25 protein-coding genes are annotated in these 24,342 nt (G+C 62.7%); 9 read left to right on the top strand and 16 right to left on the bottom strand.

The genetic code is table 11. The features are described 5' to 3' along the window. The first annotated feature begins 2 nt into the window (after nucleotides 1-2). The gene (locus ARUE_RS01165) at nucleotides 3-212 is read left to right on the top strand and encodes a dodecin (protein WP_011773002.1); all 210 of its coding nucleotides are present in this window, start codon (nucleotides 3-5) and stop codon (nucleotides 210-212) included. Between the two features lie 53 nt (nucleotides 213-265). Here ARUE_RS01165 and ARUE_RS01160 read toward each other — a convergent pair whose 3' ends face one another. Further along, a complete protein-coding gene (locus ARUE_RS01160; protein ID WP_011773001.1) occupies nucleotides 266-1,144 on the bottom strand; it encodes a helix-turn-helix transcriptional regulator in 879 nt (292 codons plus the stop codon). A gap of 184 nt (nucleotides 1,145-1,328) precedes the next feature. On the opposite strand from ARUE_RS01160, the gene ARUE_RS01155 reads away from it, so the two are divergent. From ARUE_RS01155 to ARUE_RS01135, 5 genes are all read left to right on the top strand, one after another. Then, nucleotides 1,329-2,150 (top strand): aldo/keto reductase, encoded by an 822-nt coding sequence (locus ARUE_RS01155; protein ID WP_011773000.1) that lies wholly within the window; start codon nucleotides 1,329-1,331, stop codon nucleotides 2,148-2,150. Between the two features lie 24 nt (nucleotides 2,151-2,174). Then, nucleotides 2,175-3,146: an aldo/keto reductase gene (locus ARUE_RS01150; RefSeq protein ID WP_011772999.1), complete on the top strand. Its 972-nt coding sequence runs from the start codon at nucleotides 2,175-2,177 to the stop codon at nucleotides 3,144-3,146. Continuing rightward, nucleotides 3,143-4,180 (top strand): NAD-dependent epimerase/dehydratase family protein, encoded by a 1,038-nt coding sequence (locus ARUE_RS01145; RefSeq protein WP_014920423.1) that lies wholly within the window; start codon nucleotides 3,143-3,145, stop codon nucleotides 4,178-4,180. Before ARUE_RS01150 ends, ARUE_RS01145 begins: the two co-directional genes overlap by 4 nt. Nucleotides 4,181-4,243: 63 nt before the next feature. After that, entirely contained in the window at nucleotides 4,244-5,074 is an 831-nt protein-coding gene (locus ARUE_RS01140; RefSeq protein WP_014920422.1) for an aldo/keto reductase, read from the top strand. 23 nt (nucleotides 5,075-5,097) lie between these two features. Continuing rightward, entirely contained in the window at nucleotides 5,098-6,120 is a 1,023-nt protein-coding gene (locus ARUE_RS01135; protein WP_014920421.1) for a lactonase family protein, read from the top strand. A 74-nt stretch (nucleotides 6,121-6,194) separates the two neighbouring features. Here the strand turns inward: ARUE_RS01135 and ARUE_RS01130 are convergent, their stop codons facing one another. After that, nucleotides 6,195-6,425, bottom strand: a complete 231-nt coding sequence (locus ARUE_RS01130) for a hypothetical protein (RefSeq protein ID WP_011772995.1) — start codon at nucleotides 6,423-6,425, stop codon at nucleotides 6,195-6,197. Next, nucleotides 6,422-6,619, bottom strand: coding sequence for a hypothetical protein (locus ARUE_RS01125; protein ID WP_011772994.1), 198 nt, complete (start codon nucleotides 6,617-6,619; stop codon nucleotides 6,422-6,424). Before ARUE_RS01125 ends, ARUE_RS01130 begins: the two co-directional genes overlap by 4 nt. Nucleotides 6,620-7,010: 391 nt before the next feature. On the opposite strand from ARUE_RS01125, the gene ARUE_RS01120 reads away from it, so the two are divergent. Then, on the top strand, nucleotides 7,011-9,728 hold the full coding sequence (locus ARUE_RS01120) for an alpha-amylase family glycosyl hydrolase (protein WP_014920420.1): 2,718 nt from the start codon (nucleotides 7,011-7,013) through the stop codon (nucleotides 9,726-9,728). A gap of 65 nt (nucleotides 9,729-9,793) precedes the next feature. Here ARUE_RS01120 and ARUE_RS01115 read toward each other — a convergent pair whose 3' ends face one another. From ARUE_RS01115 to ARUE_RS01100, 4 genes are all read right to left on the bottom strand, one after another. Further along, nucleotides 9,794-10,840, bottom strand: coding sequence for a hypothetical protein (locus ARUE_RS01115; protein ID WP_014920419.1), 1,047 nt, complete (start codon nucleotides 10,838-10,840; stop codon nucleotides 9,794-9,796). Between the two features lie 5 nt (nucleotides 10,841-10,845). After that, nucleotides 10,846-11,355 (bottom strand): RNA polymerase sigma factor, encoded by a 510-nt coding sequence (locus ARUE_RS01110; protein WP_014920418.1) that lies wholly within the window; start codon nucleotides 11,353-11,355, stop codon nucleotides 10,846-10,848. Nucleotides 11,356-11,485: 130 nt separating this feature from the next. Then, a complete protein-coding gene (locus ARUE_RS01105; RefSeq protein ID WP_014920417.1) occupies nucleotides 11,486-13,885 on the bottom strand; it encodes a signal peptidase I in 2,400 nt (799 codons plus the stop codon). A gap of 24 nt (nucleotides 13,886-13,909) precedes the next feature. Next, complete coding sequence (locus ARUE_RS01100; RefSeq protein ID WP_043469606.1) at nucleotides 13,910-14,533, bottom strand: hypothetical protein; 624 nt, start codon at nucleotides 14,531-14,533, stop codon at nucleotides 13,910-13,912. A gap of 258 nt (nucleotides 14,534-14,791) precedes the next feature. Between ARUE_RS01100 and ARUE_RS01095 the strand changes: the two genes are divergently transcribed. Then, nucleotides 14,792-15,769, top strand: a complete 978-nt coding sequence (locus ARUE_RS01095) for a serine hydrolase domain-containing protein (protein ID WP_014920415.1) — start codon at nucleotides 14,792-14,794, stop codon at nucleotides 15,767-15,769. Here ARUE_RS01095 and ARUE_RS01090 read toward each other — a convergent pair. From ARUE_RS01090 to ARUE_RS01055, 8 genes are all read right to left on the bottom strand, one after another. Further along, nucleotides 15,766-16,812 carry a HoxN/HupN/NixA family nickel/cobalt transporter gene (locus tag ARUE_RS01090; protein WP_014920414.1) on the bottom strand — a complete coding sequence of 349 codons (1,047 nt, stop codon included), beginning with the start codon at nucleotides 16,810-16,812 and terminating at the stop codon, nucleotides 15,766-15,768. The genes ARUE_RS01095 and ARUE_RS01090 overlap by 4 nt on opposite strands. Beyond that, nucleotides 16,812-17,732 carry an urease accessory protein UreD gene (locus ARUE_RS01085; RefSeq protein ID WP_014920413.1) on the bottom strand — a complete coding sequence of 307 codons (921 nt, stop codon included), beginning with the start codon at nucleotides 17,730-17,732 and terminating at the stop codon, nucleotides 16,812-16,814. The genes ARUE_RS01090 and ARUE_RS01085 overlap by 1 nt, the downstream gene beginning before the upstream one ends. A gap of 202 nt (nucleotides 17,733-17,934) precedes the next feature. Further along, nucleotides 17,935-18,552 carry an urease accessory protein UreG gene (ureG, locus tag ARUE_RS01080; RefSeq protein ID WP_014920412.1) on the bottom strand — a complete coding sequence of 206 codons (618 nt, stop codon included), beginning with the start codon at nucleotides 18,550-18,552 and terminating at the stop codon, nucleotides 17,935-17,937. A 21-nt stretch (nucleotides 18,553-18,573) separates the two neighbouring features. Continuing rightward, a complete protein-coding gene (locus ARUE_RS01075) occupies nucleotides 18,574-19,245 on the bottom strand; it encodes an urease accessory protein UreF (protein ID WP_043469603.1) in 672 nt (223 codons plus the stop codon). Nucleotides 19,246-19,443: 198 nt separating this feature from the next. Beyond that, nucleotides 19,444-19,917, bottom strand: coding sequence for an urease accessory protein UreE (gene ureE / locus ARUE_RS01070; RefSeq protein WP_011772986.1), 474 nt, complete (start codon nucleotides 19,915-19,917; stop codon nucleotides 19,444-19,446). 8 nt (nucleotides 19,918-19,925) lie between these two features. Next, nucleotides 19,926-21,656, bottom strand: coding sequence for an urease subunit alpha (gene ureC / locus ARUE_RS01065; RefSeq protein ID WP_014920410.1), 1,731 nt, complete (start codon nucleotides 21,654-21,656; stop codon nucleotides 19,926-19,928). Next, nucleotides 21,653-22,021, bottom strand: a complete 369-nt coding sequence (locus tag ARUE_RS01060) for an urease subunit beta (protein ID WP_011772984.1) — start codon at nucleotides 22,019-22,021, stop codon at nucleotides 21,653-21,655. The genes ureC and ARUE_RS01060 overlap by 4 nt, the downstream gene beginning before the upstream one ends. A gap of 8 nt (nucleotides 22,022-22,029) precedes the next feature. Further along, nucleotides 22,030-22,332, bottom strand: a complete 303-nt coding sequence (locus ARUE_RS01055; RefSeq protein WP_011772983.1) for an urease subunit gamma — start codon at nucleotides 22,330-22,332, stop codon at nucleotides 22,030-22,032. A gap of 198 nt (nucleotides 22,333-22,530) precedes the next feature. Here ARUE_RS01055 and ARUE_RS01050 point away from each other — a divergent pair, with 198 nt between their 5' ends. Then, entirely contained in the window at nucleotides 22,531-23,052 is a 522-nt protein-coding gene (locus ARUE_RS01050; protein WP_011772982.1) for a flavin reductase family protein, read from the top strand. A gap of 159 nt (nucleotides 23,053-23,211) precedes the next feature. Here ARUE_RS01050 and ARUE_RS01045 read toward each other — a convergent pair whose 3' ends face one another. Continuing rightward, nucleotides 23,212-24,312, bottom strand: coding sequence for a D-TA family PLP-dependent enzyme (locus ARUE_RS01045; protein WP_011772981.1), 1,101 nt, complete (start codon nucleotides 24,310-24,312; stop codon nucleotides 23,212-23,214). Between the last annotated feature and the right edge of the window lie 30 nt (nucleotides 24,313-24,342).

The raw sequence follows: 24,342 nt of genomic DNA, 5'->3' as shown, positions 1-24,342 counted from the left end.
CCATGGCTGGCCACACATATAGCGTTTCCGAAATTGTAGGAACTTCCACCGAAGGCGTTGACGACGCGATCAAGAACGGCATCGCAACAGCCTCCCAGACACTGCGGAACCTGGACTGGTTTGAGGTCAAGGAGATCCGCGGGCACCTCGAGGACGGCGCAGTGGCCGACTGGCAGGTCACCATCAAGCTTGGTTTCCGCCTGGAGCGCTGATGACCTCTCCGCGAAATGGCAGTTAATGACAGTTCCGGAGCTCCGGATTGTCATTAACTGCCATCTCTGCGGGCGGGTTCGCGGTCCTTTGCTTTGGTGCCCACGTCACCCAAGCTGAGCAGCGTCAAAGCGTCCGACGACGGCGAGCCGGGCTTCGCGGAATAGACCCTCAGCATCTGGTCGGGGTCGTCCGGGAGACTCAGCGTCTCAAAGTTCAGTTCGAGGTCACCAACGATCGGGTGGTGCAACCGCACGGTACCTGCGGATCGCGACGCCACCCTGTGCCCGGCCCACCATTGCCGAAAATGCTCGCTGTGCACGGCAAGTTCGCCCACCAGTTGGTTGGTCCGGGGATCGTTGGGGTGCCGGCCGACGTCCATTCGCAGAGCACCCACAGCTTCAGCGGCCACGGTTTTCCAGTCCCTGAACAGCTGCCCCGCCGAGGGATCCAGGATGATCCAACGGGTCAGGTTCCGCTCCGCGGCCGGGAGTGACGGGAAGTCGGTGAAAAGCAGGTGAGCCATCTGGTTTCCGGCCAGGACGTCCGCCCGCCTGCCCAGCACCATGGCCGGAACATCACCGACGGCGTCCAGCAGCTGCCGGAGCCCGGGCCTCACTTTTTGCGCGGGGCCGGGATTGCCCGCGGAACTGGCGCAGTGCTCCAGCAGGTCCATCATGTGCGCATGCTCCCCCGCGTCCAGGCGAAGCGCCCGGGCCACCGAGTCGAGGACCGCTTTGGACGGGTGGATGTTGCGGCCTTGTTCAAGGCGCGTGTAGTAGTCGGTACTCACTCCGGAGAGCCGGGCAACTTCCTCGCGGCGGAGTCCGGGCACCCTGCGGGCACCGCTGGATTCCTGCGACCCGGCGTCCTCGGGTGAGAGACGGGCACGCATGACTTTAAGGAACTTACCGAACTCGGCGCTTTGACCCATCCGTCCATTCTGCCGTTCGTAGCGTGTGAAAGACCACCATTCTGGGTAGGACTACCAGACCTAGGAAAAACAGGATCAGGCTGGGTTGCTGACTCTGGGGCCAAAACTGCATAGGCTCAGTACAGAGCCTCCGAAAACGCTTTCTGGAGTCATCGCCATCACCATCCCGTCGAAGGAGACCGTCATGCCAGAGCTGACATTGAATAACGGCGTCACTATCCCCCAGCTCGGTTTCGGTGTCTTCCAAGTACCTGCTGAGGAAACGCAGAAGGTAGTGGAAGACGCCTTGGAAGCCGGCTATCGCCACATCGACACCGCGGCTGCGTACCGCAATGAGGCAGGGGTCGGCGCTGCCGTCGCGGCTTCGGGCATTCCGAGGGAAGAACTTTTCATCACCACCAAGCTTCGCAACGGCGAGCAGGGCGAGGCGTATGACGCCTTCCAACGAAGCCGGGATGCCTTGGGCCTGGAAGTCATTGATCTATACCTGATTCACTGGCCCGTTCCTTCGCAGGGCCTCTACACGCAGGCGTGGAAAGAGATGGAGAAGCTGTATCAGGACAAGCAGATCCGGGCCATCGGCATCTCCAACTTCCTCTCCGAGCACGTGGACACACTGCTCAAAGAGGCGGAGGTGGTTCCGGCAGTCAACCAGATCGAAGTCCACCCCACGTACCAACAAGGCGAGCTGGCCACCAAGTGCCGCGACCTCGGCATTGCCGTGGAGGCGTACAGCCCGTTGGGGCAGGGGAAGGACCTGAACGCCGAGCAGGTGGCCCTCGTGGCCGCAGCCCACAGCACTACTCCTGCACAGGTGATCCTGGCCTGGCACCTCGCGCAGGGGACCATCGTGATCCCCAAGTCCGCTGACTCCAAGAGGATGCGGGAGAACTTCGGTGCCGCCGATCTCACGCTCACCGAATCCGAACTGGCAGCCATTACGGCACTCGAGGCGGGAGCCCGCATCGGCTCCGATCCCGCCGTCGCAGCTTTCACACAGCTCTAAGTCAGCTCTAAACAAAGGACAAACATGCAGTACACCCACCTTGGCCGTTCCGGCCTGAAAGTTTCACGTCTCTGCCTGGGCACCATGAACTTCGGTCCGCAGACGGACGAGGCAACAGCCCACTCGATCATGGACTCCGCTTTGGACTCCGGCATCAACTTCTTCGACACCGCCAACGTCTATGGCGGCACCGGCCACCGCGGCTGGACCGAGGAAATCATCGGTCGCTGGTTCGCCAAGGGCGGCGAGCGCCGCGAGCGCACTGTCCTTGCCACCAAGTTGTACGGCACCATGACGGACCGCCCCAACGAGTCCAAGTTGTCGGCGCTCAATATCCGCCGTGCACTCGATGCGAGCCTCAAGCGGCTGCAGACGGACTACATCGATGTCTACCAGTTCCACCACATTGATCGCGATACGCCGTGGGACGAGATCTGGCAGGCAATCGAGGTGGGCGTCCAGCAGGGCAAGATCCTCTACTCGGGCAGCAGCAACTTTGCCGGCTGGCACATCGCCCAGGCGCAGGAAGCCGCCCGCAGGCGGAACTACACCGGGCTGGTCAGTGAGCAGTCCATCTACAACCTGTTCCGGCGCGAAGTTGAGCTCGAGGTCATCCCGGCTGCGCAGCAGTACGGCCTTGGCTTGATCCCGTGGTCGCCGCTGCAGGGCGGGCTGCTGGGTGGCGTATTGAAGAAGGAAGAGCAGGGTGTCCGCCGCACCGAGGGGCGGGCATTGGAGACCCTCAAGAAGCACGAGGAGCAGATCCGCCAGTACGAGGATTTCGCGGACGAACTGGGGCATGCTCCCGGGGATGTTGCGTTGGCTTGGCTTCTCCACCAGCCTGCGGTGACGGCCCCGATTGTTGGGCCGCGTACCCAGGAACAACTGGACGCAGCCATCCGCGCACTGGACGTTTCCTTGAACGAGGACGCCCTCAAGCGCCTCGACGACATCTTCCCGGGCCACAAACCCGCACCCGAAGACTACGCCTGGTGAGCAGCCTCCTCCCCGCCACTCTGGGAACGGCGGCGGACACCGTCTCGCCACGGAACATCCTGTTCGTCGGCGGGACCGGGGTCATCAGTGCGGCGGCGGCTGAACGTGCCGTCGCCCTGGGCCACCGGCTGACCATCCTTAACAGGGGACGGTCAGCCGGGCGGCCGGTCCCCGAGGGGGCGGAAGTGCTTCACGCGGATGTCCGGGACGCCGCCGCCGTGCGGGAGGTACTTCGGGGAAGGGAGTTCGACGCCGTTGCGGACTTTATTTCCTTCACCCCGGACCAGGCGCGGGCCGGCTTGGAATTGTTCCGTGGGCGGACCGGACAGTACGTCTTCATCAGTTCCGCTTCGGCGTACCAGAAGCCGCCCACGTTGCTTCCCATCAGGGAGTCGACGCCCTTGAAGAACCCGTTCTGGCAGTACTCGCGGGACAAGATTGCCTGCGAGGAGCTGCTGTACGAGGCCTACCGTGAGCGGGACTTCCCTCTTACCGTGGTGCGGCCTTCCCACACTTATGACCGGACCAAGATCGCCATGGTGGGCGGATGGACTGACATCCATCGCATGCGGGCCGGGATGCCGATCATGGTGCACGGTGACGGGACATCGCTCTGGACGCTGACTCATAGCCGGGATTTCGCCAAGGCTTTTGTTGGTCTTCTGGGGCGGCCGCAGGCTGTGGGCGAGAGCTACACCATTACGTCTGACGAGTTCCTGCCGTGGAACCAGATTTACCGCCTCTTTGCGCGGGCGGCCGGAGTGGAAGAACCCGAGCTGTTCCATGTTTCTTCGGACACCATCGCAGCCCACAGCCATGAGCTCGGCCCGAACTTGTTGGGCGACCGCTCGCACTCCGTGGTGTTCGACAACTCCAAAATCAAAGCCTTGGTCCCTGACTACCGGGCCACGATTCCGTTCGCGGACGGTGCCAGGGAGATCGTCGAATGGCATGACACCCATCCCGAGCTGCAGACAGTGAGCGAGGATTTTATGGAGTTGAGTGATCGGCTCTATGAATGGTCGCGCCGGTAGCTGTTGCCAAGCAGCAAGCGGCCAGCGTAGAACAGCAACAGACTCAAAAGGAGATCATGCCCCATGACACTTGCCCCGCTCATCGAACTCAACGACGGCCACAAGATCCCTCAACTGGGACTCGGCACGTGGCCGCTGAATGACGCCCAGGTTGCCGATGCTGTGGTGGAGGCGGTGTCGCATGGCTACCGGCACGTTGATACTGCTGTGAAGTACGGCAATGAGAAGGGCGTGGGCAACGGCATCCGGGCGTGCGGGGTGAATCGCGAGGAGCTCTTCATCACCACCAAACTCGACGGCGAATTCCAAGGTTCCGGTAAGGCCGCTGCCGGACTGGACGGCTCGTTGGAGCGCCTGGGCCTGGATTACGTTGACCTCCTCCTGATCCACTGGCCACTTCCCCGCCGCGGCGATTTCGTGGACACGTGGAAAACCTTCGAGGAACTTCAGGCCTCTGGGAAAGTGCGGTCGATTGGCGTGTCCAACTTCAAGCCTGCCCACCTCGATCAACTGCTCCGGCAGACTGACGTTGTTCCGGCGGTCAACCAGATCCAGGTCAGCCCGTCCATTCCGCGGCCTGCTGCCCGGGCCTTCAACGAACGGAACGGCATCATTACCGAGTCTTACAGCCCGCTGGGTGCCAGCAGCGACCTCTTGAACGCTCCAGTGTTGGCAGATATCGGCAAGAAGTATGGGAAAACGCCGGGCCAGGTGGTGCTGCGCTGGCACGTTCAGCAGGGGTTGGTGGCCATCCCCAAGACCGCCAATCCGCAACGGATGAGGGAAAACCTGGACATTTTCGACTTCGAACTGGACCACGACGACCTCACCAGGCTGCAAACCCTCGACGCCGGACCGGACGCCGGCGTCGACTCAGACGTCCAGGGGCACTGACCGTGGCCGTCCACGAGGCACTGATGTGGGTTGGTTCGTACACTGCCGACAGGGACGGCAAGGGTGAGGGCATCGTCGCGCTTTCGGCCGACGACGACGGCAAGCTGACATCCCTCGGTTTGGCGATCGCCGCCAATTCGCCATCGTTCCTTGCCCTGCACCCTTCGCTCCCGGTGGTCTACGCCGTGGCCGAGGAAGGGAAGACGGTGCGGGCGTATCGCCGGACAGGCGACTCTGGATTGGAGGCCTTCGGCGATCGTTGGCCGGCCGGTGAAGCTACGTGCCACGTAGCGGCCGATCCGCAGGGACGCTTTATTGTGGCCACCTGTTGGGGCGACGGCCAGGTCATCTTGTATGAACTGGACCACGACGGCGCCATCACCTCGCGCACCAGCGCGGCCGCCGCCGTCGACCCCCACACAGCAACGTCTCCGGACGGGGAGCGGCCCAGCCGTGCGCACTCAAGCCTGATGCTGCCGGACGGCCGCGTGATGACCACGGACCTGGGACATGACCTGGTCAGGGTGTGGCAGTACTCGCCAGGTGTTGGCCTTCAAACGGATCATCAGGTGATCCTGCCGAAGGGCTCCGGTCCCCGGCACATGGCCCGCCATCACAGCGGAACTGTCTTTGTGGACACCGAATACTCGGTGGAAGTGGCAGCGATTCGGATGGAACCGGACGGCACTTACGAGCTGACAACCATGGTTCCGGCGAGTGCTACAGGGGCAAAAGACGGCGACGCCGGCGCGGAGATTGCGTTATCGCCCGATGGCCGCTTCGCGTATGTGGGTGTGCGGGGGTCCAACCGGATTTGTATCCTCAAGGTGTCGCACAGCGGTAGCGAGCTCGAGCCCGTCGCGGAGGTGCCGTGCGGCGGCGAGTGGCCGCGCCACCACCTGGTCCGCGAAGGCTGGCTGTACGTCGCCAACGAAGGCTCGGACGACGTCGTGAGCTTCCAGCTGGACTCCGAAACCGGCCTGCCGGACGGTCCGGTGAGCCGAGTGGAGACGGGCTCTCCCAGCGTTCTGGTCCCCGCCGTTTAACTGACGCCGAGATGGCACTTAATGACAATCATCCGCTCAGAAATTGTCATTATTTGCCACCTCGGCGAGTTTTTTCAGGCTGTCCAGACCTCGACGTCGTCCGTTCCGCAAATGAGCCTGCGGCCGGTCGGCTCGAGGATGACCCAGAGCAGTTCCTGGTGCTTGGAAACATCGTCCACGCGGCCGGTCCCGGCGCCCCACGCGACGTCGTAAATCCACACGGGATCGCCGGAGGTGAGTTCAGTCCACTCGGCCGCCGGCACGTGGCGGTAGTCGGCGGGCCTGTTCAGGATGGTGCTGGTCATGCCGACACTTCAGCGGCGGTGCGGCGCCGCCAGACGGTGGGCACACCATCGTGAGCCGGGAGGATGTGGCCTTCCGCGAAAACCTGGACGGCGTCAGGATCGGAGTCCGGGCTCCACAGGCCCGACGCCGGGCAGTGGGAACCGGTAGGCATGACGCGGGTGGCTCGTTCGCGCAGGAGGGCGATGCTCTTCATCGTTGAAACTCATCCTTGGGGATAGATCGGGGGCGTTTTGTGAAGCAGATCTCTTCAACCCTATGCAAGTCACACGGGCTTCGTTATGGACAGATGCATAGCGTTTCGGGATGAGGCAATGCAAAGGCACAGTGAAAATCCCGCGCAATTTCGGGTAGGGCACATGCAAACGCTTCCAGTGCGGGAGTTCATCCGAGGCTCTTCATAATTCTCAACACCCAGAAGCCGTGGATTAACCCTACGGAAGCGCTTACAGTTGTGACTTGTCACACAGCACCTACATGCCACAGCACTGTCGCTTAGCGGAAGGTTCCATCACGTGTTATCTCGCAGCTATAGACCCAACAACTGCCCTCAGCGCCCACCACTTAACCGGATCGCCGCCGTCGTCATGACGACGGCGGTACTCACCGCCTCGGCCATCCTCCCCGCAAGCGCCGCGCCCGCCGCCACTCCCGACGCCGCTGCCCAGCACTCCATCCGCGGAGGCATCAGCGATCAGAACTTCTACTTCGTCATGGCCGACCGCTTCAGTAACGGCACAACAGCCAACGACGACGGCGGGCTGGGTGCCGATCCGATGGTGTCCGGCTTCGATCCCACCCGCAAGGGATTCTTCAATGGCGGGGATTTGAAGGGTCTCCAAGACCAGCTGGACTACATCCAGGGGCTGGGCACCAACTCCCTCTGGCTCACACCGAGCTTCAAGAACAAGGCGGTCCAGGGTGACGGTACCCTGGCGAACAGCTCGGCCGGCTATCACGGGTACTGGGTCACGGACTTCACGCAGATCGACCCCCATCTGGGCACCAATGCCGAGCTGAAGACCCTCATCGACGCCGCCCACGCCCGTGGCATGAAGGTGTATTTCGACATCATCACCAACCACACCGCGGACGTCATCCAGTACCAGGAAACCGCCTCAGCGCCGTACATCTCCAAGGAAACCGAGCCCTACCGAACCGCTGCTGGCGAGGTCTTCGATGACCGCGACTACGCCGGAACGCAGGACTTCCCGCCCCTGGATGCCGCGACGTCCTTCCCGTACACCCCTGTGGTCCCTGACGCGGAGAAGGACGTGAAGGTCCCATCGTGGCTCAACGACCCCACGCTCTATCACAACCGGGGCAACACCAACTTTGCCGGTGAGGACTCCCTGTACGGCGACTTCTTCGGACTGGACGACCTCTTCACCGAGAACCCAAAAGTGGTCAACGGCATGATGGACATCTACAAAACCTGGATCCGCGACTTCGGGATTGACGGTTTCCGCATCGACACCATGAAGCACGTCAACGACGAATTCTGGCAGCAGTTCGGACCCCAGGTCCTCAGCTACGCCAAGGAACAGGGCAAGGACGAGTTCTTCATGTTCGGCGAGGTCTTCGATACCTCCAAGACCGTGACGTCCAAGTTCACCACCAAGAACCAGATGCAGGCCGTGCTGGATTTCGGCTTCCAAGGCGCAGCCCGCAGCTTCGCGTCCCAGAGCAGTAAAGCCACCGGCTTGGCGGACTTCTTCAACGGGGATGACTGGTACACGGACGCTGACTCGAACGTTTACCAACTGCCCACCTTCCTGGGTAACCACGACATGGGCCGCATCGGCACCTTCATCGCCCAGGACAACCCGGGAGCGTCCGACTCCGAACTGGTGGAACGCGACGAGCTCGCCCATGAGCTGATGTACTTCTCGCGCGGCAACCCCGTGATCTACTACGGCGACGAGCAAGGCTTCACCGGCGCCGGCGGAGACCAGGACTCGCGCCAGACGATGTTCGCGAGCAAGGTACAGGAATACCTGGACGACGATCTCCTGGGCACCAGCTCCACCCACGTCACGGACAACTTCGACACCCAGCACCCGTTGTACAAGAAAATCAGTGAGCTCGCGGCCCTCGCGGCAGAACATCCCACACTCCGCAGCGGTGCCCAGCAAAACCGCTACGCAGCCGACGGCGCCGGGATCTACGCGTTCTCACGCATTGATGCCAAAGAGCAGCGCGAATACATCGTGGCAGTGAACAACAGCGAGACAGCGCAGACCGCGGCCATCCCCACGTATGAAGCGAAACAGCCGTTCAAGCTGGTTTATGGTGACGCCGCCAAGCACGCCAAGACCGGACAGGACGCCAACCTGACCGTCACCGTACCGCCGCTTTCCGCTGCGGTTTATGAAGCGGCGGGGCGACTGGCCAAGTCGACGGCAGCGCCCGCCGTCGTGCTTAAGAAGCCGGTCACCGCAGCTGGTGACGCCAGCCGCCTGAAGGTGACGGCCGACGTCGACGGTAACTCGTTCTATGAGGTCACCTTCCAGTCGCGCACGCCAGGTGGCGAGTGGGCGGCGATCGGCACCGACGACAACGCTCCGTACCAGGTGTTCCATGACGTGTCGTCCCTGGAGGATGGCACCTCAGTGGAGTACCGCGCGGTGGTGTTGGACAACCGCGCGCAGACGTCGGCGAGTGAGCCGAAGAGCGGCGTGGTGGGTGAGCCCACCCAGCCCGAAACCGTGACTGTGGTCGGCAGCCTCAACACCGAGTTGGGTTGTACCGAGGACTGGCAGCCCAGCTGCGAGCAGGGTCTCATGAGCTACGAGCCCACGCATCGGCTCTGGCAGCTGAGCGTCCCCAACCTTCCCGCCGGAACGTACGAGTTCAAGGCTGCGCTCAATGGCACCTGGGACGAAAACTACGGCGCGGGCGGTGAGCTCGACGGCCCCAACGTGGCGTTCACGCACTCGGGCGGCGCAGTCACGTTCCTGTACGACCACGCCACCAATCTCATCAGCGCAGTCACCGCGGGCCAGCAGCCTGCAGCCGTTTCCGTGCCGGGAAGCCTGAACTCCGAGCTCGGCTGCGCTGGCGATTGGATGCCGGATTGCGCCCAAGCCCAGCTGTCATTGGATGCCGCCGACGGACTGTGGAAGCTCTCCGTGCCCAATCTCGCTGCCGGCAGCTACGAGTTCAAGGCCGCCATCAACGGGTCTTGGGCTGAGAACTACGGTTTGGCCGGCGCCGCCGACGGCAGCAACATCGCGTTGAAACACGACGGCGGCCCGATCACCTTCCGGTACGACCCCGCCAGCCATCTGGTCACTGTCCGCTAATCCAAGTAGCTAGCAGTTGAGGCCGTTCCAGCGTTCAGGACGGCCTCAACTGCTGCTCAGATGGGTTACTTGTAGCTCAGGCTCAGGAGCATGGACTTGAGTTGGGCATACTGGGTGCTGCCCATCCATGCCTTGGCCGCTTCCGGGGTAGCGAAGGCTGGGTTCTTGCTGGGATCGAAAACCACGTAAGCACTCATGATGCCGTTTGGTACGCGGACCTGGTTGGTCCCGGAGGAACTTACTCCGGCCTGGAGCTCGGAGGACACCCGTACATCCATGATGTATGTCGGAGGTCCTTCGACAGGTCCCGTTCGGGGTGAGGGCATTCCCTCGTAGGGGGGCCCTTCGTAGGGAATGTACTGTGACTGGTTCGAGGAGAAACCGAACTCCACCAGCTCACCCGAGTTGTCGCGAACGCCGGGCACTACAGCCCGGTCCAGAATGGTTCGGTCCACCAAACCAGCAGTCCCATCCGCGTAGTTTCCATTGAAAATGCGGGCTACCTCTGCCCCAGCGGCATCGAAGACAGTCACAATGCGCGAGGCTTCCGCAGTCCCGGGAGGATCGAATGGTCCTTGGTCCGCCCGGATACTCCAGCCGACCGGGTACGTGAAGGAAAGGTGGCCGTCCGGAAAAGTGTAGGTCTGGGTGGTCGGCGCCTGCACGGGTGGCACCACTGGCGCCGAGGCGACTGCTGGAGGTGTGGTGGGTGCGGGCGGGGTGGTTACCGGCGCGGCCACTGTGGGCGTTGCCGATGGCGTAGCCGTGGGCGTCACAGTGGGCGTGGGCGTTGGGGTGGCGGAAGCGGTAGGCGTGGGCGTTGAGGTTTGGAGTGTCACAGCGGGCAAGGGATTGGAACTGACTGTCTCGAAGCTCGAGGCAACGAGCACCCCCACCGTCACGGCCGCAGCACCAAGCAACAGCCCACCGGCGATCTGGGCTTTGCGGCGCCTCCGCTGTTCCAGGGACGTCACTGCCGCGATCGGGCGGTTGTCGCTGAATACGGTGGTGCCGGAAAGGATTTTGTGCAGCGCTTCTTCGCCGTTGGGTTCCGCCACTGGTTCGATAGTGAGCGGGTCAATCGCTGATATCTGGTTCTTGATCGGATCCATTGTCTTCAGACCCCCATCTTCTGTGTAGTCGAGTTGGCCCCTGCAGGCAGATGTTTCCGGAACGCCGTGCGGGCCCGGTGAAGGCGGACTTTGGCCGCCGATTCGCTGCACTGCAGCACCTTCGCAATGTCGGCGGTCCCCAGACCGTCCCAGTAAGCCATCTGCAAAATGTCGCGGTCCTTTTCCCGCAGTGATTCCAGGGCGTCCTGGACAGCAACGTTCTCGGAGTCGTCGCCAAAGCGCTGGACCGCCGTCGTCCGCAGTTTTTCCTGCAGCGCCAAGCGCCTGTCGCGGCTCCTGTACGCATTTCCTACGAGGTTCCTGGCAACCGTCAGGAGGTACGGAAGATCCGGTCGGGAATCGTCCGTCCATTTTTGCCATACGACGCGGAAAACGTCGGCCGCGATCTCCTCAGCTACTTCCGCGGATTCAACACGTCGGCAGACGAACTTGAACACGGATGGGTAGCTGTCTTTGTGAATGGCGATGAACGCCAATTCGCGCTCTGAAAGCACGATGGTTCCCCCTGAAAAATAGAGCGCTGAACTGCAGGATACTTGTATAGTTTCCGGCCGGGCGGCCACGGTTACACGCCGGCAAGAATCTTTTTCGGGAACGGCCCTGTTGCCTGGAAGTCCCTGCTAGCTAGAAGTCCCTGTCCAAGGTACCCGCTTCCGTGAGGGGCGCCAGCGAGCAGGCCACTCCGGCAGGAGAGCTAACGGCCGACGTCGGTGTCCAGACCATGTTGGCTGCCGCACCTGCCGTCCTCACTCCGGCGCCGCCGCTGGCCGCGCTACCCAAGACAACGGTGACTACCGTGCGGGGAACTCCGCCCACTGTTTCGGTGGCAGCGGTCAGGGTGGCGTTGAACACCACGGTCTTGCGGTTCTTGGCGTAGTTCTGCTTCAGGTTGACTGAGCCAAGGTTGATGCTGCTCCCGGTCCGTTGCACGTCGAGCACATCCTGCCCGTTACCCAAGCCCAACAGGTTCCCGTCCCGCAGGCGAACTGTCACGGGAAGGGACGCTCCGGCCCACCCCGGTGTGACAGTGGCCAGATTGACCTGCTGGCTGTAAACGAAGCTCATCGAATCGCCCGTTTCGAGTCTTCCTTGGATGGCCCCGGCATTGGTGGTTCGGATGTCGGCTGCACGGAGCGGACTGTTGTCCACCCTCCTGGAGGCGACGGTTACGGAAATGGTTTCCTTGCCGTTGCGGTCGGTGAGTACCGCCCTGAGGTCGTAGGTCCCGTCCGCGTAGCCTGTGGTGTTCCAGCTGCAACTGTAGGGAGCGGTTGCGATGGTGCAGAGCGTGTTCCACGTTGTTGTCCCGGCGGGTGCCACTTGGATTCTTACAGAGCCAACACCTGCCGTTGAGTTCGCAGCCGCGGTTAGAGGCACAGTGCCAGTTACGTAGGCGCCGGGATCTTCCACGGAGACAGAGGCCACCGTGTTGTCCACGGTTCTGCTGAGTGCCGCGGACGTGGTGCTGTTTCCGGCAGCATCTACGCTGATCGCCCTGAAGGAGTAGCCGCCGTCGGCCACGGTGGTGGTATCGAAGCGGCAAGAATAGGGGCTCTCCGTCACGGTGCACGCGGTGGTCCAAGTGCTTGTCCCGGCGCGCGCGTACTGAAGGCTGACTTGCGCCACGCCGGAGTGAGCATCCGTGGAAGTGGCGGTCAGAGTACGCACGCCGCTAAGTGGTGTTCCAGGGTCCGTCATGGCCACCGCGGGCGCTTGGTTGTCAACCGTGATGTCCGTGACCACTGCCGAATACGTGCTGGTCAGGCCCGCCACAGCCACGGCCCGGAGATCGTAGCTTTCGTTCGCGGAGAGGGCCGTGGTCCACGTGCAGTTATAGGGAGCGGCGAGGTAAAGGCATAGGGTGCTCCACTTGTTCGCCCCCGCCAAGGAGTACTCAACCCTCACGCTGTACAGCGTGTTCGCGGCACCCAACAGGCTGGTGGACAGGGAAACGTTGCCGCGAACTGCTTCGGCCGGGCTGGCCAGGACCACCAGGAGGTTGTTGGCCACAGTCGTGGCACGAAGGGCGGTGATAGAGGTGAGCCCGGCGTTATCTGTAGCCCGCGCGCGGAGGCTGTAGCCGCCGTCGGGCACTGCTTTGGTGTTCCACTGGCAGGTGACTGCAGCAGTGGCGGCTGAGCACATGGTGCTCCAAGTGGTTGTACCGTCGCGGAGGTACTCGACGTCGATGCTTCTGATGCCCGACTCGGCGTCCTGCGCCGTGGCCGAGATGGCAACGGTGTCTTTCACCGAGCTGCCGGGGTCCGCGAGCGACACCGTGGGCGGATTCCAATCCGGGGATGCCGCCCAGCTGTTCGCCGGAGTGGATGTGACAGACGTGAACGCAGCGGCGGATGTGCCGGCCGTGGCACCGAGGATGACCAGGACGGCGATGACCGCGGCGAGGAGGAACGCCGCCGTGCCTTTGACGCGGGGTGTATTCCGCTGTGGCCCGGCTGTCCGGGTTTCGCCAGCGGGGCCGCCCACGTAGATGGCACAGACCACGGCCAGAAGGGTTCCCACAGACCAGATGGCGATCTGCGGGAACGTCCTGTGCGTCATCCACAGCCCCGGCAAGCCGACCATGGGCACCAAAATGCGGGCCCTTCCGCTGATCTGCTCACGCTTCATGGGCGTGCTGTCTACGTCTGTGTTGGCATCGCCGGCTGTGACGTATGTCCCGTCGTCGTTGGCTCCGACCACACGATGAAGCCGTGTCTTTGCTGTTCCATCCGGTTCAGCCTCGGCTGGACTCAGGTAGGCCACCACGCCACCAACCGGAACGGGTTCGGCGTCGGAAAGCTCAGAGGTGAGGACCACATCGCCGGGGCTGATGTGCGGCTCCATGGAACCGCTTTGCACCACGCTCCCGCTCCAACCCAAGAGAGCTGGAAAGAGTGCGATCACAGCCAGGCTCAGGGAAATGCCCAGATAAACCCTGGCAACGATGCCCACGACGAAGGGAACCCATCCCTCAGCTGAGAACAGGGCCTGTCCGGCGCTGTCCTTGGTGTCCAAGCTCACGACGCAGCAAAGAGTCCAATCAGCCTACGGAGTAGGCGCAGTGTCCGACTGCAGTTCCCACACGAGGTCAATGCTGACCCGGGCACCCTGCAGGGCGTTCACCTGTTCCTGGGTCAAGCCGGTGGTGTCGAATCGCCATGTTCCGCGGTAGCTCTGGGTCTCACCGGGCGTGCCAGTTGTTTCCCAAGCGGAACCGCCCGTGGCGAAGTCACGGTTTTGGGCTGCCAGCGTAGAGAGAGGAAGCTCCGGGACCGTGTTGGCTACGGGAGTAAAGCCGGTGCAGTCATTGAACGTACCACCCGTGCCCTGCTCCAGATCGAAGAAGATTTGGTTCTCAAGGCCGCGGTCGGCAATCAAATTCTGCGTATAAGCACGAACTTCGCCGGCAACATTTGAATTCGATGTGACCACAATGCACTTCTGGCCAGTCTGACCCGGCACGATATTCTCCACGGTGAATGCAGCGGCACCGAGGTCGTCGTCAGTCAACGTGACACTGCCGGTGCTCCAGGCGCTTCCGGAGTTACGGGTTGTTGCCGTGAAGGCGGCCTGCGAGCCCTGCCAGACCATTGCTCCGGCGATGAGTATTGCAATGGGGCCCGCTGTGAAGGCCGCGATAGCCCTGGTTCGTGAGGAGGGGGTTTTCATGGTGCGAATCCTTTGCTTGAGACCGGTCCGAGGCCGCACGCTGGGAAGCATCGAGACCAGGCACCCCATTCACTGCGTAACGACGATTTCAGGGTACGTGAATTCAGGGCACCTATCTACAAGTTAGTCATGCAATTGATAAAGTGGTCATTGACTTGTCATATATGGTCACGCTGCTTAGGATCTCCCCGCCTCTCCGGTGCCCGCGATAGATTCAATACAGGAACCCCCAACTCCGAACGAAGGCGTGACATAGCAATGGTGGAAACAGGACCCGCTGCAGACTGGGCCCGTAAACAGGTAGACCTCAAACGGGTGCCGGTGGCGGTGCTGGGCATCGCTTCCAGCCAAGGCATCGAGGACATCGTGGCGTTCGGGACCGACGACGGCAGGCCGGCGGCAGCCGATGACCACTTTGCGCTGTTCTCGGTCACCAAACCGATCAGTGCCCTCACGGTGATGCGGCAGGTTGAACTGGGGAAACTCTCGCTTGGAGCCTCGCTGGGTGACGCCCTGCCGGACTTTGGCGCCGGGCGCACGGACACCGTGACCCTTGAGCAGTTGCTGAGCCACCGCTCGGGAATCTCAGACCCAGTGCTCGACGGCGGTACTCCCCTCCGCGAAGCGCTCACCTCCGCGGAGCAAGCCTTTTACGCCGGATCTTTGGTCCAGTACTGCAACATCGCTTTCGAAGGTGCAGCGGCGATGGCCGAGTGGGCAGGCGGGGTTCCGTTCGAGGACCAGCTTCTGTCCTTGGCGGCTGACACGGGGGCTCAGGGTTTAACGTTCGGCACGGAGTGCAACCCGCACACGGTCCATGGCACCGAGGCAGCTGGCCTTGATGTCCAGGCCATGTACAAGAACAGGCATCCCGGAGCGGGCCTGTTCGGCACGGCCGCAGACCTGCTCAATCTCGGTTCCGAGCTCCTGCGGGGTTCCGGGAAAGCCGTCCGGCCCGCGACCCTTGCAGCCATGCGTCGCCCCCGAACCACCGAGGTTTCGCACATCACCACCCGGCCCAAGCCCATCCGCCACACCGGGCTGGGATTCCAGATGCCGGCCAACGAGTCCGAGCTGTTCGCGCAGGGTATTTATGGGCATCCGGGCTGGTCCGGTACGGAGTGGTGGATGTTCCCCGAGCAGGACCGCTGCGTGGTGTTTCTGACCAACGTGCTGGACACCCCGGACCTCGGCGTGGACATCAACGAGCTTTTCAACGCAGTGGCGGTCTCCTAGGTCCCGCTTCCGGCGCCCCGGCCCCGCAAGGAGGCGACGGCCCAGACGATCACGAACAGTCCCACCAGGATCAGGCCGGCGTCGCCAAGGTCAATGCTGCCGAGCCACGTGGTCAGGGGATCCTGAAGCTCAAACGCAGAATTCGCGAATCCACCGAGCGTGATCACGGAGATGAACAACGCCGAGACCGCCGAGATGCCAGTGATCAGGGCATTGAAGCCAAGCTTGCGCTTGGGGTTGCGAATGGCTGATTTGTACATCTTCATCATGGCCACGCCATTGGCGGAATCACACAAGGTCATGGCGGCGGTGAACGCAAGAGGGAGGGCCATCAAGGCGAGGGGCGAGGCACCGGCGAGTGACGCCGTCGTGGTGATGACCAGAAGCCCGATGGTGGTGGCGGTATCGAACCCGAGGCCGAACAGGAAGCCGATCACGTAGATATTCCGCGGCCGCTCCACCTTGGACAGCGGCTTGGCGAGCAGCCGGGCGACGAAGCCCTTGGCTTCCAAGTCCTCCGGACGGACGTCACCGCCGCGCTGCACCTGCCGGTACACACTGCTCGCGCGCACAAACGCGGAGCCGTTGAACAGACCCATCGCCAGTAGGAACAACCCCGACACTCCACTGCCGATCAGGCCCAGCACCTTGTTGCCGGTGGTGCCGTCCTCCATGAACTGCCCGATCAAGGTGGCACCCGCCACCACCAGGAGTCCGGCGAGGATCACCACGGAGCTGTGGCCCAGGCTGAATGCAAAGCCGACGCTCACGGGGTCTTTGTGCTGTGCCACGAATTTGCGGGTGGAGTTGTCGATCGCGGCGATGTGGTCCCAGTCGTAACTGTGCTTGATACCGGCCACGTACGCGGTGATCACCAGCCCGAGTGCCAGCGGCTGCGCGCCACCCGCGGTACCAGCAAGCAACAGCACGACGGCGGCAAGGTGCAAAGCGGCGACGGCACCGAACGTGAACAGCAGCCGGGTCCGCAGGGACAACGTCTCCCGCTCCCGGTACATGGTGGCGAACTCGGTCAGCGCAGTCATTAGTACTTCCTCAGGTTCAAGGGCGCCTGCCCATACCAACGTTCCCGCAGAACGCCGGCGCAGGCACCCAGCAAATTGTTGAGTTCCTCAGTGCTGTTCGACAACGATCGCAGCACAAGCCCCGCGCTCCCGGCAATAGTCGCGGTCAAAGACATCCCGGTATAAGCGTCAAAGTCACGGGCTATAAGGTCCAGCTCATCGGCAAGCCCCTGATTCACCCGCGGATCCACCACCACCAACGACCCCAGGTGGCTGAATCCCTCCATGAACCCCATCCCGGTAACGTCTCCCAGCGGGGGCCGGATCAGGAGGTTGTCGAGCGCCAGCAACTTGGCTCCGTTTTCGTCTTCGATCCAGATCTCGTTCCGCAGCCGCACCTCTTGGTACTTGAAGGACGCCCCGTCCGGGGACCAGCCTGGCGTGATGACTTCGGCCATGATTAGGCTCGACGTCGGGTGGAGACTGATGCGCGAATTCTGCCGGTAGCTCGCTTCCCGGTAGGCGATCAACTGGTCGGGCATGAGCTCCAACCGCGAGCCCTCCCCCAGCCGCACACTCATTCGCTGCTCAGCAAATGACCCCGGAGTCCGATAAACCTTAGTTGCCGACTGCGTGGTCAGCAACAGCGCGGCATTGTTTTCAACCGTCACATCAATGAGGAACAAATCCGCCCCGAGATATGCCCCGCCCGGATTGACCATCACATAGCCAACCTGCCCGGACTCATCCAAGTAATGCGGCCGCAAAACCCGCAAGGCACCCTCATGAAACTGCCGCGAAGCAACGGACCGCCCCCCACGCAAACAGACCCCAAGCTCCAACCGCCCCCGAACCGCCCCTTCACCCAAAGCCAACGTGGAGCCGGGCCCCACGTTCCCCACAACGTCTGAGCCGAAACCGACCTGCGTCGCCGTGTTCATACGCGCATCTCGCGTGGTGCCGTAACCACCGAGGCGGCGGAGCCGGGGATAAGGGGCAGCGGCGTGGCGGGCCGCGCGGGGGGCCCACTGCCGCGAGGGACCCGACTCGAGCTTGCGAGAGTTGGGAGCGGCTGGGGACGGGCACGGCCCCCTTCATCCGCGTTCGCCGCCCAAGGTGACTTAACCGCCAACTCGCATCGGTTCATTGGGCCAAGTCGAGCATCAGGACGTCGCGGCGGATCCAGTTGAGGACCTCGTCCAGGCCTTCGTCGGTCTTCAGGTTCGTGAAGCAGAACGGCTTGTTGCCGCGGAACTCTTTGGAGTCCCGTTCCATGACGGCGAGGTCTGCTCCTACATGGGGTGCCAGGTCTGTTTTGTTGATGATGAACAGGTCGGATTTGATCATGCCTTGGCCGGCTTTGCGGGGGATTTTTTCGCCTTGGGCGACGTCGATGATGTAGATGGAGAAGTCTACGAGTTCGGGGCTGAAGGTGGCGGAGAGGTTGTCGCCGCCGGATTCGACGAAGATGATTTGGAGATCGGGGTGCCGGGTTTTGAGTTCTTCGATGGCTGCGGTGTTCATGGAGGTGTCTTCGCGGATGGCGGTGTGGGGGCAGCCGCCCGTTTCGACGCCGATGATGCGGTTTTCGGGGAGGATGCCGTTGGCGGCGAGGATTTTGGCGTCTTCGATGGTGTAGATGTCGTTGGTGATGGCGGCCATGGAGATGTCGCGGCTCATGTGTCGGGTGATGCGTTCAACGAGCTGGGTTTTGCCTGCTCCGACGGGTCCGCCGACGCCGATTTTGATGGGTTCTGTCATGTTTTTTGTCCTTTGCACTAACTAGCTCATGAACATGCGGGCGCGTTGCCGTTCGTGCCGCATTTGTGAAATTTCGAGGCCGGGGCTGACGGCCCCGAAGTCGTCCCAGCACAGCTGTGCTACAACGTGGATGGCGGCAGCGACGGCGTCGTGCGCTTGGCGTAGTACCCGCTGCCCGGCGTTCTGCCCGAGCGGTATGGCCCGCACGGCGTTCTGCGTCAGCGAAGTAACGGTGGCAAACAGATAGGCGGAAAGCGCCTGCTCAAAAGGCACCCCCAGAGACCTCGCAATGACACCAAATGCCAAAGGTTGGTGGCCCGAAGCCAACCCCGCCCGGACAAGCCCCCGATAAGCCTCCAACTCCCCCGAAGGGAACACTTCCCCACCAATCTCCAGCAGCCGTCCCCCCATTTTCAAGGAGGCCCCCCGAACCTCCCGAGCCAACAACTGCGCAGACAACACCCCATCCAACAAGCCAACATCCACCCCCTCAAACAAGAACCGCAAAGCCAACCCGTCGGAATAGCTCAACTGCTGGGAAACGAAGGCCTGAAGCCAAGTGCTGAAGGTGCTCTCATCACGCACAAGCCCACGCTCGATATAGCTCTCAAACCCAAGAGAATGAGCAAAAGCCCCCGTAGGCAACGCGGAGTCGGTCAACTGTTGAAGAGCAAGCTGATATGTCGCACTCAAAGCACACCGCCGGAGGTGAGGATGGCGCGATTGAGCGGAGCTGGGAAGGGGGCCGCGGTGTGGAGGGCCACGTGGGGGGCCCACTGCCGCGAGGGCCCCGACCTGAGCTTGCGAAGGTTGGGAGCGGCTGGGGACGGGCACGGCCCCCTTCCCAGCGAAGCGCAAGCGTGCGAACCCAACCTGACGCGGCACACGGCTTTAGTGCGAATGTTCAGCATGGCGGAACGGCACCGGCATGACCCGCTCTTGCCTGTCGTAGGGGACGCCGACGCTCTTCAGATAGTCTTCGACCGTGTGGTCGTACTGGCACACCATAACTTCGGCCCCGTACTCGGATGAGCCGTCAAAGAATTGTGCCTGCAGGTGCCGGTTGCCGAGCGAATGTGCCACGACGCCCATTTCGTGGATTGTCCGCGCCTTTATCACCAGGACGTCGGTGGGCAGCACGGAGACGACGATGATGTTGTGCTGGTCGATGGCGAGGATGTCGCCGTCGCGGAGGTCTCCGGTTCCTGCGGGTAGGCGGATGCCGAGTTCTTTGCCGTGGTCGGTGGTGACGCGTTGGATGCGTTTGACGAGGAGGGTGCTGGGCAGGACTACTTTTTCTTTGTGGTGGCTAGCGTAGGCGTCGGGCTGTTGGTGCAGGTTGCCCAGGATTTTTTCGATGATCATGGGTGCTCCTAGAAGAGGAAGTAGCGCTGCGCCATGGGCAGCACGTCGGAGGGCTGGGAGGTGACTTCGACGCCGTCGACTGTCACTTTGTAGGTTTCGGGGTCGACGGCGATGTCCGGGGTTTCGCCGTTGTATTTCAGGTCCGCTTTGGTGAGGTTGCGGATGCCGCTGACGGGTTTGATGATGCGTTGGAGGCCCAGCTCGGCGGGCACTCCGGCGTCGATGGCGGCTTGGGACAGGAACGTGATGGATGTTTGTTGGAGGGCTTTGCCGTAGGTGGCGAACATGGGCCGCATGGTGCGTGGCTGTGGCGTGGGGATGGAGGCGTTGGCGTCGCCCATGAGTGCGTAGGCGATTTGGCCGCCTTTGATGACCAGCTCGGGTTTCACTCCGAAGAACGCGGGATCCCACAGCACCAGGTCCGCGAATTTGCCCTCTTCCACGGAGCCGATGACGTCTGCCATGCCTTGGGCGATGGCCGCGTTGATGGTGTATTTGGCGATGTAGCGCTTGAGGCGGAAGTTGTCGGATTCGGCGGAACCGTGCGGAGCGCCGGATGGGTCATGGAGGGCTCCGCGTTGGCGTTTCATGGCGTCCGCTACTTGCCAGGTGCGGGTGACTACTTCCCCGACGCGGCCCATGGCTTGGGAGTCGGAGGAGGTGATGGCGAAGATGCCGAGATCGTGGAGGACGTCTTCGGCGGCGATGGTTTCGGCGCGGATGCGGGAGTCGGCGAAGGCCACGTCTTCAGGGATGTCGGGGTTGAGGTGGTGGCAGACCATGAGCATGTCCAGGTGCTCTTCGATGGTGTTGCGTGTGTAGGGCAGGGTGGGGTTGGTGGAGGCCGGGAGCACGTTGGGCAGGCCGGCGATTTTGATGATGTCGGGGGCGTGCCCGCCGCCTGCGCCTTCGGTGTGGAAGGTGTGGATGACGCGCCCGTCGATCGCCCGGATGGTGTCTTCTACGAAGCCGCATTCGTTGAGGGTGTCAGTGTGGATGGCCACTTGGATGTCGTATTCGTCGGCGACCCGCAGGGACGTGTCGATGGAGGACGTGGTGGAGCCCCAGTCCTCGTGGACTTTGAGCCCGACGGCACCGGCGCGGATCTGCTCTGCGAGGGGCTCGACGGCGGACGCGTGGCCCTTGCCGAACAGGCCGATGTTGACGGGGAGTCCTTCAGCGGCTTGCAGCATCCGGGAGATGTGCCAGGCGCCGGGTGTGATGGTGGTGGCTTTGGTCCCTTCGGCCGGGCCGGTGCCGCCGCCCACCATGGTGGTGATGCCGTTGCACAGTGCCGCTGGGACCTGTTCCGGGGAGATGAAGTGGATGTGGGTGTCGATGCCGCCGGCGGTGAGGATCTTTCGTTCGCCGGCGATGATCTCTGTGCTGGCACCGATCACGATGTCCACGCCATCAGTTATTTGCGGGTTTCCAGCCTTGCCGATCTTGAAGATATGCCCGTCCTTCAGGGCAATATCGGCTTTGTAGATGCCGGTGTAGTCCAGCACGATGACGTTGGTGATGACGGTGTCCGGAATGTCCTCGGCGCGGGTGAGCTGACCGTTCTGGCCCATGCCGTCGCGGATCACCTTGCCGCCGCCGAAGACCACTTCTTCGCCGTAGACCGTGTAGTCCTTCTCGATTTCGAGGAACAGTTCGGTGTCGGCCAGGCGGATCGAGTCGCCGGTGGTCGGTCCGTACAGTTCGGCGTACTGCTTGCGGGGTATCTCGAAGCTCACTGGTGGTCCCTTTCCGCTGCGATGCCCGGGCGGGGTTCCCCGGCTACGGCAGTGCCGCCGTCAAGCTTTCCGTTGACTGCGTTGCTGAGGCCGTGCACCTCGCGCGTCCCCGCGAGTTCGATCAGTTGGACCGTCTTCCTGTCCCCCGGCTCGAACCTTGCGGCTGTACCCGCGGGGATGTCCAGGCGGCGGCCGTAGGCGGCTTCGCGGTCGAATTCGAGGGCGCGGTTCGCCTCGGCGAAGTGGTAGTGCGAACCGATCTGGACTGGGCGGTCGCCGCGGTTCACAACCTCGACGACCATCGCGTCACGGCCGCTGTTGCATGCGATGGAACCGGGCTGGAGCCTGTATTCACCGGGGATCATGGGGGCTCCTAACGGATGGGGTTGTGGACGGTAACAAGCTTGGTGCCGTCGGGGAAGGTGGCTTCGATCTGGACGTCGTGGATCATCTCCGGCACGCCTTCCATCACGTCTTCGCGGCGGAGCAGGGTGGTTCCGTAGCTCATGAGTTCAGCCACTGTCCGGCCGTCGCGCGCACCTTCGATGAGTTCGTAGCTGATGATCGCCACGGCTTCCGGGTAGTTCAGTTTGAGTCCTCGTGCCTGGCGACGCCGCGCGAGGTCGGCAGCCACCACGATCATGAGTTTCTCCTGCTCACGGGGCAAAAGATGCATGGTTACTCCTTGGACGCCGGGCACTTGGTCAGATTGTGACCAGCGTAGGGAGCGGAAGTTTCGGCTACGTTTCCAAATCGTCTCAGTCGAGGGTCGGTTTCTCAGGAATTGACCTCAACTTAAGTTGAGGTCCTAGCATCAGTCAGGTGTGTGCCCGCGAAGGGCGCCTTACCGAACCAGTCCCACGAAGGTGCATGAATGACCCACCACATACCCGTGCCATCCGAACCAGTCGGCGAGCTTTTCAGGGCTGCGTTTCGCGCTCATCCGGCGGGAGTCGCAATTGTCACCGCAGCGGGACCGGAAGGCGCGGTGGGGCTGACGGCCTCCTCGGTGGCATCGGTGGCAGTGGAACCGGCGACGCTCGCGTTCTCCGTGACAAGTGGGCGATCGGCCTCCGTCATTGCAGCGGCGCAGACAATAGTGGTCCACCTCGTCGGTGCCGATCAGCTGGAGCTGGTACGTGCCTTCGCGGACCCATCGGCCCCGCGCTTCACGGACGCCATGGACTGGGAGGTCCTGCCCACAGGCGAGCCCCTTCTCAGGGAGGCCGATTGGGCGTTGCGTTGCGAGATTATCCACCGGGCACCGCTGGGCGGCTCGGTGCTGCTGGCAGCCAGGGTTGTGGAGATCCGGTCCAACCCGTCAGATTCAGCTCCGCTGGTCTACCACAACAGGGAGTTCCACACCCTGCTTGAGAGCGTTCCGGCGCTGGGCTAACTGCGCTGGCGTTTGCTTTGGGCTAGCGAGGCGCCAAGTGCCGAGAAATCCCGGCGGCGGAATCGCGTAAGCCTTGATTTGTAGTGAGGTCCTGCCTGTAACCATTGACCCAACGGGACACGCAAATTATGGCCATGAACCATGGGACCACATTGGTACTTAGTTGTTCCGGCCCCGGGCTGCCACAGTCCACCGCTCCGCCACGGCCCCGCCGTGCACCACAATGACTTGGTCCACGAGGTTCATGGTGAGGCACACATGGTTGGGGATGACCCGGAGTCGGGTGCCCAAGGGCGGCAACTCCGACGAATCCGGCCATACAACCGTGGCGTGGTGCTCGGACAGCGCAGTCACTTTGGCTTCGGGGTATTCGGGAAGCCGCCCGTATCCGGTGGCCCAGTCAGGGCGGTCGCTGCCCAGGATCTTGCTTCCGGCGTCCAGCACCACGCGGCGCACGTTCCCGCCGCGGGCTTCGTGCCTGCTGACCACCGTGGCGGCCACGCTTAGCGCGATGTCGTCCCAGCTGCAGCGTTCGAGTTCCAGTTGCTGGGCGTCGCCGAACACGTAGACGCCGGGACGCAGCTCGGTTGCCACCGTTTCGCCGTCAATCAGTGCCGTCGGTGTGGAGCCTCCGCTGATGGTGGTCACTTCGAAGCCTGCCGATGTCAGCGCCGTCGCAGCCAGGCCAAGTGCCTCATTCTCGTTGCTCGCCGCGCCAGTGGGCATGCCGGGCTTGTAGCTGTGGCCGGGGAACGTGAAGACACCCTGCACGCTCAGTCCGGCGGCAGCCGCTGCTTCGGCAACATCCACCACTTCGTCCGGCAGCACGCCGCTACGGTGGTGTCCGCTGTCCACTTCGATCAGCACCTCAACGCTTCCTGCGTCGACCCCGAGTTGGCGACCCATCGCCGTCGCGCTTTCAGCCGAATCCACGCCGACTGCGAGGCGGCACTTGGCCGTCAATGCGCGAAGGCGTTCCGCGTGCGGCGCTTCAACCCAGAGCGGGAAGGCAATGAAGATGTCCTTCACGCCGTCCGCCGCGAATACCTCGGCCTCGCCGATGGTGGCCACAGTGATACCAAGGGCTCCCGCCGCGAGCTGCTTGCGGGCGATCTCCAGCGTCTTATGTGTCTTCACGTGCGGACGGAGCTGGAGCCCGCGTCCACGCATGTTCCCCGCCATCCGTTCGATGTTCCGATCCAGGACATCGACGTCGATCAGGACGGCAGGGGTGATGACTTCAGCGGGGATCACGTTCATTCATAGAAGACTAACGTCCTGGACACTGAA

This window comes from Arthrobacter sp. Rue61a (assembly GCF_000294695.2).
Lineage (GTDB): Bacteria > Actinomycetota > Actinomycetes > Actinomycetales > Micrococcaceae > Arthrobacter > Arthrobacter aurescens_A.
This window is presented reverse-complemented; position numbering and strand designations above follow the sequence as displayed.

Bases quoted from the DNA above. Each gene is read 5' to 3' on its own strand.
- ARUE_RS01085 (WP_014920413.1), bottom strand. From the start codon at position 17,732: ATGAACACGGCGACGCAGGTCGGTTTCGGCTCAGACGTTGTGGGGAAC.
- ARUE_RS01160 (WP_011773001.1), bottom strand. From the start codon at position 1,144: ATGGGTCAAAGCGCCGAGTTCGGTAAGTTCCTTAAAGTCATGCGTGCC.
- ARUE_RS01095 (WP_014920415.1), top strand. From the start codon at position 14,792: ATGGTGGAAACAGGACCCGCTGCAGACTGGGCCCGTAAACAGGTAGAC.
- ARUE_RS01140 (WP_014920422.1), top strand. From the start codon at position 4,244: ATGACACTTGCCCCGCTCATCGAACTCAACGACGGCCACAAGATCCCT.
- ARUE_RS01050 (WP_011772982.1), top strand. From the start codon at position 22,531: ATGACCCACCACATACCCGTGCCATCCGAACCAGTCGGCGAGCTTTTC.
- ARUE_RS01055 (WP_011772983.1), bottom strand. From the start codon at position 22,332: ATGCATCTTTTGCCCCGTGAGCAGGAGAAACTCATGATCGTGGTGGCT.
- ARUE_RS01135 (WP_014920421.1), top strand. From the start codon at position 5,098: ATGTGGGTTGGTTCGTACACTGCCGACAGGGACGGCAAGGGTGAGGGC.
- ARUE_RS01115 (WP_014920419.1), bottom strand. From the start codon at position 10,840: ATGGATCCGATCAAGAACCAGATATCAGCGATTGACCCGCTCACTATC.
- ARUE_RS01090 (WP_014920414.1), bottom strand. From the start codon at position 16,812: ATGACTGCGCTGACCGAGTTCGCCACCATGTACCGGGAGCGGGAGACG.
- ARUE_RS01130 (WP_011772995.1), bottom strand. From the start codon at position 6,425: ATGACCAGCACCATCCTGAACAGGCCCGCCGACTACCGCCACGTGCCG.
- ARUE_RS01165 (WP_011773002.1), top strand. From the start codon at position 3: ATGGCTGGCCACACATATAGCGTTTCCGAAATTGTAGGAACTTCCACC.
- ARUE_RS01155 (WP_011773000.1), top strand. From the start codon at position 1,329: ATGCCAGAGCTGACATTGAATAACGGCGTCACTATCCCCCAGCTCGGT.
- ureG (WP_014920412.1), bottom strand. From the start codon at position 18,552: ATGACAGAACCCATCAAAATCGGCGTCGGCGGACCCGTCGGAGCAGGC.
- ureE (WP_011772986.1), bottom strand. From the start codon at position 19,917: ATGATCATCGAAAAAATCCTGGGCAACCTGCACCAACAGCCCGACGCC.
- ARUE_RS01060 (WP_011772984.1), bottom strand. From the start codon at position 22,021: ATGATCCCCGGTGAATACAGGCTCCAGCCCGGTTCCATCGCATGCAAC.
- ARUE_RS01150 (WP_011772999.1), top strand. From the start codon at position 2,175: ATGCAGTACACCCACCTTGGCCGTTCCGGCCTGAAAGTTTCACGTCTC.
- ARUE_RS01045 (WP_011772981.1), bottom strand. From the start codon at position 24,312: ATGAACGTGATCCCCGCTGAAGTCATCACCCCTGCCGTCCTGATCGAC.
- ARUE_RS01100 (WP_043469606.1), bottom strand. From the start codon at position 14,533: ATGAAAACCCCCTCCTCACGAACCAGGGCTATCGCGGCCTTCACAGCG.
- ARUE_RS01120 (WP_014920420.1), top strand. From the start codon at position 7,011: ATGACGACGGCGGTACTCACCGCCTCGGCCATCCTCCCCGCAAGCGCC.
- ARUE_RS01125 (WP_011772994.1), bottom strand. From the start codon at position 6,619: ATGAAGAGCATCGCCCTCCTGCGCGAACGAGCCACCCGCGTCATGCCT.